Annotated in this window: 8 protein-coding genes and 2 pseudogenes; 6 read left to right on the plus strand and 4 right to left on the minus strand. The window is 70.5% G+C overall.

Features of this window, described 5'->3' with window-relative positions:
* Window positions 1-12: 12 nt before the first annotated feature.
* The 3 genes from acs to VXC91_RS26300 all read right to left on the minus strand — a co-directional run bounded on the left by acs (window position 13) and on the right by VXC91_RS26300 (window position 3633).
* Window positions 13-2103: an acetate--CoA ligase gene (acs, locus tag VXC91_RS26290; RefSeq protein ID WP_329509812.1), complete on the minus strand. Its 2091-nt coding sequence runs from the start codon at window positions 2101-2103 to the stop codon at window positions 13-15.
* A gap of 36 nt (window positions 2104-2139) precedes the next feature.
* Window positions 2140-2433 (minus strand): hypothetical protein, encoded by a 294-nt coding sequence (locus VXC91_RS26295; RefSeq protein ID WP_329509813.1) that lies wholly within the window; start codon window positions 2431-2433, stop codon window positions 2140-2142.
* Window positions 2434-3135: 702 nt separating this feature from the next.
* Window positions 3136-3633, minus strand: coding sequence for a pyridoxamine 5'-phosphate oxidase family protein (locus VXC91_RS26300; protein ID WP_329509814.1), 498 nt, complete (start codon window positions 3631-3633; stop codon window positions 3136-3138).
* A gap of 24 nt (window positions 3634-3657) precedes the next feature.
* On the opposite strand from VXC91_RS26300, the gene VXC91_RS26305 reads away from it, so the two are divergent.
* The 3 genes from VXC91_RS26305 (at window position 3658) to VXC91_RS26315 (ending at window position 5252) form a co-directional block, all read left to right on the plus strand.
* On the plus strand, window positions 3658-3786 hold the full coding sequence (locus tag VXC91_RS26305; protein WP_329509815.1) for a hypothetical protein: 129 nt from the start codon (window positions 3658-3660) through the stop codon (window positions 3784-3786).
* Between the two features lie 223 nt (window positions 3787-4009).
* Window positions 4010-4483, plus strand: a complete 474-nt coding sequence (locus VXC91_RS26310; protein WP_329509816.1) for a hypothetical protein — start codon at window positions 4010-4012, stop codon at window positions 4481-4483.
* 112 nt (window positions 4484-4595) lie between these two features.
* Window positions 4596-5252: a vitamin K epoxide reductase family protein gene (locus VXC91_RS26315; protein WP_329509817.1), complete on the plus strand. Its 657-nt coding sequence runs from the start codon at window positions 4596-4598 to the stop codon at window positions 5250-5252.
* Between the two features lie 289 nt (window positions 5253-5541).
* Here the strand turns inward: VXC91_RS26315 and VXC91_RS26320 are convergent, their stop codons facing one another.
* On the minus strand, window positions 5542-6513 hold the full coding sequence (locus VXC91_RS26320) for an acyl-ACP desaturase (protein ID WP_329509818.1): 972 nt from the start codon (window positions 6511-6513) through the stop codon (window positions 5542-5544).
* Between the two features lie 78 nt (window positions 6514-6591).
* Between VXC91_RS26320 and VXC91_RS26325 the strand changes: the two are divergent.
* The 3 genes and pseudogenes from VXC91_RS26325 to VXC91_RS26335 form a co-directional block, all read left to right on the plus strand.
* Window positions 6592-7017: pseudogene (locus VXC91_RS26325) on the plus strand (cbb3-type cytochrome c oxidase subunit I); the annotation flags it as partial.
* A gap of 3 nt (window positions 7018-7020) precedes the next feature.
* Complete coding sequence (locus tag VXC91_RS26330) at window positions 7021-7584, plus strand: hypothetical protein (RefSeq protein WP_329509819.1); 564 nt, start codon at window positions 7021-7023, stop codon at window positions 7582-7584.
* Between the two features lie 122 nt (window positions 7585-7706).
* Window positions 7707-7925: pseudogene (locus VXC91_RS26335) on the plus strand (hypothetical protein); the annotation flags it as partial.

Raw genomic sequence — 7925 nt, forward strand, 5'->3', positions numbered from 1 at the left:
ACGGATGCGATCTCAGCCCGCGTCGCCGAAGGCGCGGATCTCGGCGGCCTCCTCTTCGCTGAGGACGCGCGGTACGTCCCCGCCGGCCGCCTTGGCGCTCTGCACCTGGCGGCGGATCTTCTCGACGATCTCCGGGTTGGCCAGTGTGGTGACGTCTCCGACGTCGGCGAAGTTGGAGACGGCCGCGATGACCCGGCGCATGATCTTGCCCGAGCGGGTCTTGGGCATGTCGGGCACGATCCACACCGCGTGGGGGCGGGCGATCTTTCCGATCTGCTGGTCGATGGCGTGGGTGACCTTGTCCTCGATCTCCTGGCTCGGTTCCTTGCCGGGGTTGAGGGCGACGTACATCTCCACCACCCTGCCGCGTAGCTCGTCGATCACGGGCACCGCCGCCGCTTCGGCGACCTCGGGCACGGTCAGCGCGGCGGACTCCAGCTCCTTGGTGCCCAGCCTGTGTCCGGCCACGTTGATCACGTCGTCGATGCGGCCGAGGATGCGCAGGTAGCCGTCGGCCGCCTGGACGGCGCCGTCGCCGCACAGGAACGGCCAGTCGTGCCAGTCGGTGCTCTTCGCATCGCGGCAGTAGCGGCCGTAGTACAGCTGCACGAAGCGGTCCGGCTGGCCCCAGATGGTCTGCAGGACGCCGGGCCAGGGGTTGCGGATGCAGACGTTGCCGGCCCGGCCGCTGCCCCGCTCCACCACGTTCCCCTCCTCGTCGTAGATGACCGGATAGATTCCCAGCACGCCGGGACCGCAGCTGCCCGGCTTCATCGGCTGCAGTGCGGGCAGTGTGGCGCCCAGGAAGCCGCCGGTCTCTGTCATCCACCAGGTGTCGACCACGACCGCCTCGCCCTTGCCGACCACGTCGTGGTACCAGCGCCACACCTCCGGCTCGATCGGCTCGCCGACCGTGGTCATGTGCTTGAAGTGGTAGGCGTACCTGGCCGGTTCGTCCGGGCCGAGCTTGCGCAGCATCCGGATGGTGGTGGGCGCGGTGTGGAAGATGTTCACGCCGAGACGCTCGGCGATGCGCCAGCAGCGGCCCGCGTCCGGGTGAGTCGGGACGCCCTCGTACAGCACGCTGGTGGCGCCGAGCGCGAGCGGCCCGTAGACGATGTAGGAGTGGCCGGTGATCCAGCCGATGTCCGCCGCGCACCAGTACGTGTCGGTGGGGTGGATGTCCTGGTAGTACTTCGACGTCCCGGCCACGTACGCCAGGTAGCCGCCGGTGGAGTGCTGGCAGCCCTTGGGGCGTCCGGTGGTGCCGCTCGAGTACATCAGGAACAGCGGCGCCTCCGCCGGCATCGGCACCGGGTCCACCCGCTGCCCGCGGTGGCGCGGCAGCAGGTCGTCGACGAAGACGTCGCGGCCCTCGACCATGTCGCCGGCGGAGAGGTAGCGGTCCGGGTAGCGGCGCCAGACCAGCACCTTCTCCACCTGTTGGCCGAGCTTGGCCGCGGTCACCACCGCCTCGTCGGCCTTGGCCTTGTGGTCGGACAGCTTCCCGGCCCGGTGGTAGCCGTCCATGGTGATCAGGATCCGGCTGCCCGAGTCGGCGATCCGGTCGCCGCACGCCGTGCCGGAGAACCCGCCGAACACCTGTGAGTGCACCACCCCGAGCCGGGCGCAGGCCAGCATGCACACTGGCAGCTCGGGCACCATCGGCAGGTGCAGGGTGACCCGGTCACCCTCCCGTAGACCGAGGTCGCGCAGCAGTGCGGCCACCTCGTTGACCTGGGTGTACAGCTCCTGGTACGTGAGCGTGCGGGTGAGTTCGGTCTCCGGTTCGGGGACCCAGAGGAAGGCCGCCTTGTTGCGGTTCGCCGCCAGGTGGCGGTCGACGCAGTTGTAGCAGGCGTTCAGGCGCCCGCCGGCGAACCACTTCCAGAACGGCGGCTCGCTGGTGTCGAGGATCGTGTGCCAGTACGTGTCCCAGGTCAGCAGGTCCGCGTAGGCGCGGTAGCTGTCCGGGAAGTTCTCCTCGCGGAACTGTTCGAGGAGGGCCGGGTCTGCGGCGTTCGCCTGGCCGATGAAGCCGGGCGGGGGCTGGATGTACTCCTCCTCGCGCCAGTGGACGGCGATCTGGGATTCGGTACTCATCGCCCAACCTCCCGATGATCCGGGCCTTCGGTGGGGTCACTCCTCGTACACCAGCCCGGCACAGATACCGAACTCGTACAGTTGGCCGACAATCCCAGCCTGGCACTGGAACCCGGCCACGTCCCCCTGGGACAGGGACAGCCAGCACAGCGCGTCTCCCGCCGTCAGCGCGCGCCTGGCGATCGCGCCCAGGGAGTCGAGCGGCTGCGTCTCCGCCTGTCGGCGCAGCCCCCGCAGCTCGCGGGCGACGTCCGTCTCCTCGGTCTGGGCCGCCGTCCCGAGCTCGGCGATCAGCTGGGACAACTCCCCGGCCACGTACTGCCGCGTCATCACCATCGCCACCCCGGTGCTCGCAGCCGTGCCACGAGCATCAGGACCTGCTCCCACCAGACGCTCGGTGCACGTACCTGTCAAGGCGTTGTGGCCATCAGGTCCACATGTGCCATGCCGACTCCATCGAGGAATGCGGCGTGAAGTGCGGATCGTCCACAGCGCTTCCTTCGGATCTCGTCGGGGCGGCGGAGGCGAGACTGGGTGGCCGGGCCGAGTGTTCCGCTGACCACGATCCACACCCGCCCGGAGCCTCGGTAGCACACGCCTACGTACGTGAGCGCCCGGCGGAGGAACGCGGTGCCGGCCAACGCCTGACGTGCCCGTTCAGGTCTGGTGTTCGGCCTGTCTCGGTTTCCGCCGCGACTGCGGCGGGATCAGCCGGCGAACCGGGGCCAAGGCGCCGACCGCGTCAGGGGATGCCCTCAGGCACCCTTGAGCAGGGCTTCCACCGGCGCGGCGGCTGAGCTGCGGTGGGGCGGACCGACCGACCCGGACCGACGAACGCGGCCCATCGCAGTGGTTCCAGAGGGCCGAACGGCCCTGCCGCGGCCGGGGTGTGGTCGGGTTGACTGGGCGGATCACCCCAGGGTGGTCCGCTGTGGCCGGTTCGCGGTTTCGGGCACAGCGGACGGCTCGGGCGGAGTACGTCTTCTCCTCCGCCCGAGCCCTCGGCGGTCGCCCAACGGCGCGCGCCGGCGTTCACGACTCTTCGCCGTCGCCGTCTGCCGCGACCAGCCGGATGCCGGTGATCAGGTCGGGGTGGATGCGCACGACGTGGTCCATGTGCTGATCCGTCCAGGGGTGCAGCATCTCCTGGTAGCGGGCCACCTGGCCGGGGTCAGTGACGAGGCGGCAGTAGCCGGTGGCGACGACGCTCCACCCGGTGCGGCCGACGGGGTCGATGTCGTCGGCCTCGTAGGCGACGACCACGCCGTGGCCGCCGTTCTCCTGGGCCTGCGAGACCAGTGCGGCGCCCTCGTGGGTGCGGATGACGATGTCGCCGTCGTCGAGGACATGGTTGACCGGGCGGGCGGTGGGCAGCGCGTGCCGGGTGAAGATGATGCGCCCCACCGGCATGCTGCCGAGCAGACGTAGGGCCTCGTCGGGGGACAGTTCCACGCTGCGTCGCGGCTCGGTGTCCCTCGCCGCTCGGTGCCCGCGGGCCTTGACGTGACGGCGGGCGGTTTCGTCCCTCATAGTGCGGCCGCCAGGGAGTCCGGGGTGGTAGCGATCGCGGTCCGTCCGGTCGTGGAGACACGGGACTGGGATGCCATCGAGGGCGTGTCCTTCGTGTGCGGCGGTACCTGTCCGCCGCTCGGGGCCGGGGGCCACGGCCGCTGGCAGGTCTGACGGCATCCATGGAAAGCGTCTCGAACATGGTGTGCCAGGGCCGTTCGGCCCTTGTTGACCGCTGCACGTGCTGACTTAACTGGTCCAGCAGTCTCGCCCGTGGTGCTTCGGCCTCGCCCGTGGGCTCGGCGAAGCGGTCCCGCTCACAGACGAGGCCCGGGCGGGGCCGCGTAGCACGAAGACGGATGGGAGAACGCCATATGGCGGGAAGGCGAGCGCGGAGATGATCGCGGCGGTCGGGCACGCCGACCTGACACCGGACACGCTGGAGCTGGTGGAGGACGAGCTGCGGGCGGCATTGGAGCGGCTCCCCGAGCGGAGGTCGGCGCTGGTGCGGGCGGGGGCCGCTGTGCCGGTGGCGTTCGGGCGGGCGGTGCGTGCGGCGGGGCGGGAGCTGGTCGTGGTGACTCCCGCGCAGGGGATGGTGCCGGCGCTGCTGCCGGAACGGGACCGGGTGGCGGTCGGGCAGCTGGTGTCGCTCGCCCAACAGGTGCGTCTGGTGGCGTACGACCCGGCAGACCGGGACGCGTGCGTCGGTGCGGACGAGCAGTTGATCGCCGAATGCCGGCAGCTGCTGGCCGTGTGGGATGGTTCGCCCTCCAACGGCCGTGACGCCACAGCGCACCTGGTGGCGTATGCCCGAGCTCACGGCGTTCCGGTGGAGGTCGTCTGGCCGGAGGGGGTGCCCGCGAGGTGATACCGGGCGGACCGGCGCGGGACGCCGGTCGCCGCTCACGCGGCAACAGACACCTCTTGACCCCCATGGGCCCGGTGCCCACTCAAACCACTGGCAAGGCGGACCAACCTCGATGACCAGCACCACCGCTACCGCGCACCACCTCACCAGGAAAGACGGACGACGAGCAGAGATCACACCGGAGGGCGCCACCAGCGCCTCGCGTGCCTTCGCCTGGCTGCTGATCGTGTCCGGAGCGCTCGGCATCCTCGCCTCTTTCGTGATCACCCTCGACAAGTTCCAGCTCCTGCAGGACCCGCACTTCTCCCCCTCGTGCAACCTCAGCCCGGTGTTGTCCTGCACGAACGTCATGCAGAGCGCCCAAGCGTCCGTGTTCGGCTTCCCCAACCCGATGCTGGGCCTGCTCACCTACCCGGTGGTGGTCGCCGTCGGGTTCGCGCTGCTCGCCGGGGCCCGTTTCCGGCGCTGGTTCTGGCTTGGTCTGAACGCGGGCATGCTGTTCGGCGCGGGCTTCTGCATGTGGCTGATGAGCCAGGCGCTGTACGAGATCGGCGCGCTGTGCCTGTGGTGCTGCCTGGCCTGGGCTGCCACGATCGCGATGTTCTGGTACACCACCGTGCACAACCTGCGGCACGGAAACATCCGCGCCCCCCGCGCGATGGCGGCCGGGGTGCTGGAGTTCCACTGGGTGGTGCCGGTCACCTGGTACCTGGCCATCGTGATGCTGATCGTCACCCGGTGGTGGGACTACTGGCAGACGCTGCTCTGAGCGCTTCCGTCCCCCGGTCGGCCGTGCTCAACGGGCAGGGCGAGTACAGATGTTCGTATGCCCACCGTGCGGGCAAGCCACCCGGTCCTTCTCCTGCCGGGTGGCGCCACTGGTGCGGGAACGTCAGCGCGGCCTCCTCAACATCCCGGGACCGCGCCGCGGGACGGCTTCGGACCTGCACGGATGAGAGCAGGTGGGCCGTCGTGCTGCTGCGTGGTCTGCGCTGGACGGAGCCGGTGGCCAGCGGTCACCGCAAGCTGGAGGCGCGGGCTCCCGGGACTGACACCCCTCAACCAGACGCCCGTGCAGGGCGGTTCAGCCCTTCGCCGCGGCGGGCGAGGAACGCCGCCCGCCGCTCGTCGAACCGGGCAGCGTGAGCGTCCAACTCGGCCAAGTGCACGCCGAGTTCCTCCTGCGCCTTGAGGCCGTCCGGGCCCAGACCGCCGCGCTCCATCACCTTCAGGTGACGCAGCACCGGCAGCAGAACGTCGTCGTGGTAGACGCGGAGGTTGTAGACGCCACCGAGCGCGATCTCGACCGCGGCGCGCTCGAAGCCGGGCATGCCGTGGCCGGGCATGCGGAAGGCGCACACCACCTCGTTGATTGCCTGCATGGCCTGGTCCGGGGCCAGTTCGAGGGCGGCGGCGAGCAGGTTGCGGTAGAAGAGCATGTGCAGGTTCTCGTCGTTGGCGACCTGGGCCAGCATCCGGTCGCAGACCGGGTCGCCGCAGGAGCGGCCGGTGTTGCGGTGGGAGATCCGGGTGGCCAGTTCCTGGAAGGCGACGTAGGCCACGGTGTGCAGCGGGGAGTGCTGGTTGTCGGAGACGAAGCCGCCGCACATGTGGGTCATCCGTGCCCGCTCCAGCGCCACCGGGTCCACCGCGCGGGAGGCGAGCAGGTAGTCGCGCAGCACCATCGAGTGGCGGGCCTCCTCGGCCGTCCACTGGTGCACCCAGGTGCCCCACGCCCCGTCCCGGCCGAACAGGGTGGCGATCTCGTGGTGGTAGCTGGGCAGGTTGTCCTCAGTGAGCAGGTTGACCACGAGCGACACCCGGCCCACCTCGGTCAGCGGGGACTGCTCCGGCGACCACGGCTGCCCGCCCAGCGGGCCGTCGAAGTCCCGGCCCCGGCTCCAGGGCACGTACTCGTGCGGCATCCACTCCCGGAAGACCCGCAGGTGGCGGTTGAGCTCCCGCTCGACCACCTCCTCGAGGTCCTTCAGCAGCTCGGCATCGGATCGCTTCGGGCGGGCGAGACTCACGGTTTCCAACCTTCGGGCATGTTGTCCAAACCTACGGTTCCGTAGGTGACGCCACCGTAGGTTCGCCCGCCCGGACAGTGGCCGAAGATGACCGGCAAGATGCTCGACGAACGGCTCGGCAAGATCACCTTCTGGACGCTGACGGTCGGCTTCCACCTCACCTTCCTCGTCCAGCACTGGCTCGGCGCCGAGGGCATGCCCCGCCGCTACGCCGACTACCTGGCCGCCGACGGCTTCACGGCCCTGAACACCCTGTCCACGATCGGCTCGTTCCTGCTCGGCCTGTCGATCCTGCCGTTCTTCTACAACGTCTGGAAGACCGCCAAGTACGGCAGGCGGGTCGACACCGACGACCCCTGGGGCTACGGCCGCTCCCTGGAGTGGGCGACCTCCTGCCCGCCCCCGCGCCACAACTTCACCTCCCTGCCCCGCATCCGCAGCGAGTCCCCGGCGTTCGACTTGCACCACCCGGAGATGGCCGCACTGGAAGAGGCGGCGAGGTAGGCCATGCCGCAAGCCGTTCTCGCCCTGGGCGTCGCGGCGGTGACCGCGTCCGGCTGTGTCTGGTACATGCCGGCTCTCGCCGACCTGCGCGCGGGAGCCGACCGGCCCGTCTCCCGCCGAAGGGCGGCGGCGGCCTGCGTCAGCGGGTGGAGCACGGCCGGCACCGTCGCCGTCCTGCTGCTCCTGGCCGAGGCATGGTGGATACCGCGCGCCGCGGCTGTGGTGGGCGGCCTCGTCTCGGCCGGCCTGCGGATCCGCGCGGCGGTGCTACGGCGGAACGAGGCGGGGGAAACCGCCCGCCAGTGGAGCGAGTTGGGCCACGGCCGGCCGCTGCCCGCGACCGACCGCTCCCGGTACGTCGTGGCCGTCCTCATCGGGATCGGACTGGCGGCTGCCGCGGTCACCGCGGTGGTCAGAGTGGCCGCGGGTCCCGAGGACGCTGCGGACCGGCTCGCGGCGGTCGCCGCTCCCGCCGCCGTCCTCGGGCTGTTTCTCACCATTGCGGTGACGCACACACGCATGGCCCGCCGTCGCACCCGGACGGATCGTGCACGGCCCCCACAATAGGGGGAGTGTCGGCTCCCGGTGAGCGGACCGAGGCGGGAGCCGGTCGGCAGGACACGGTTACCTCCCGTCCGCTCGCGGGTAAGGGCAACCTTACTTAGGCGGAAGGGGCGGTGCGCACGGACATGGAGACGAACCCCGCAGACAGCGCTGCACCCGAGGAGCCGCCTCTCACCGAACCTTCCCCCGCTGAGCGGGCCCGCTCGATCCTCGCCACTGCCTGGTCGCTGAGCCTGGAGGTAGCGGGCCGCCGCCTCGAGCCGGTGGCCCTCGAGTACAAGAAGAGTGTCCAGGATCACGGGGGGAACTTCAGGTGCGCGGGCCGCCGACCGGTCTGGACAACG

Source organism: Streptomyces chiangmaiensis (assembly GCF_036281785.1).
Lineage (GTDB): Bacteria > Actinomycetota > Actinomycetes > Streptomycetales > Streptomycetaceae > Streptomyces > Streptomyces chiangmaiensis.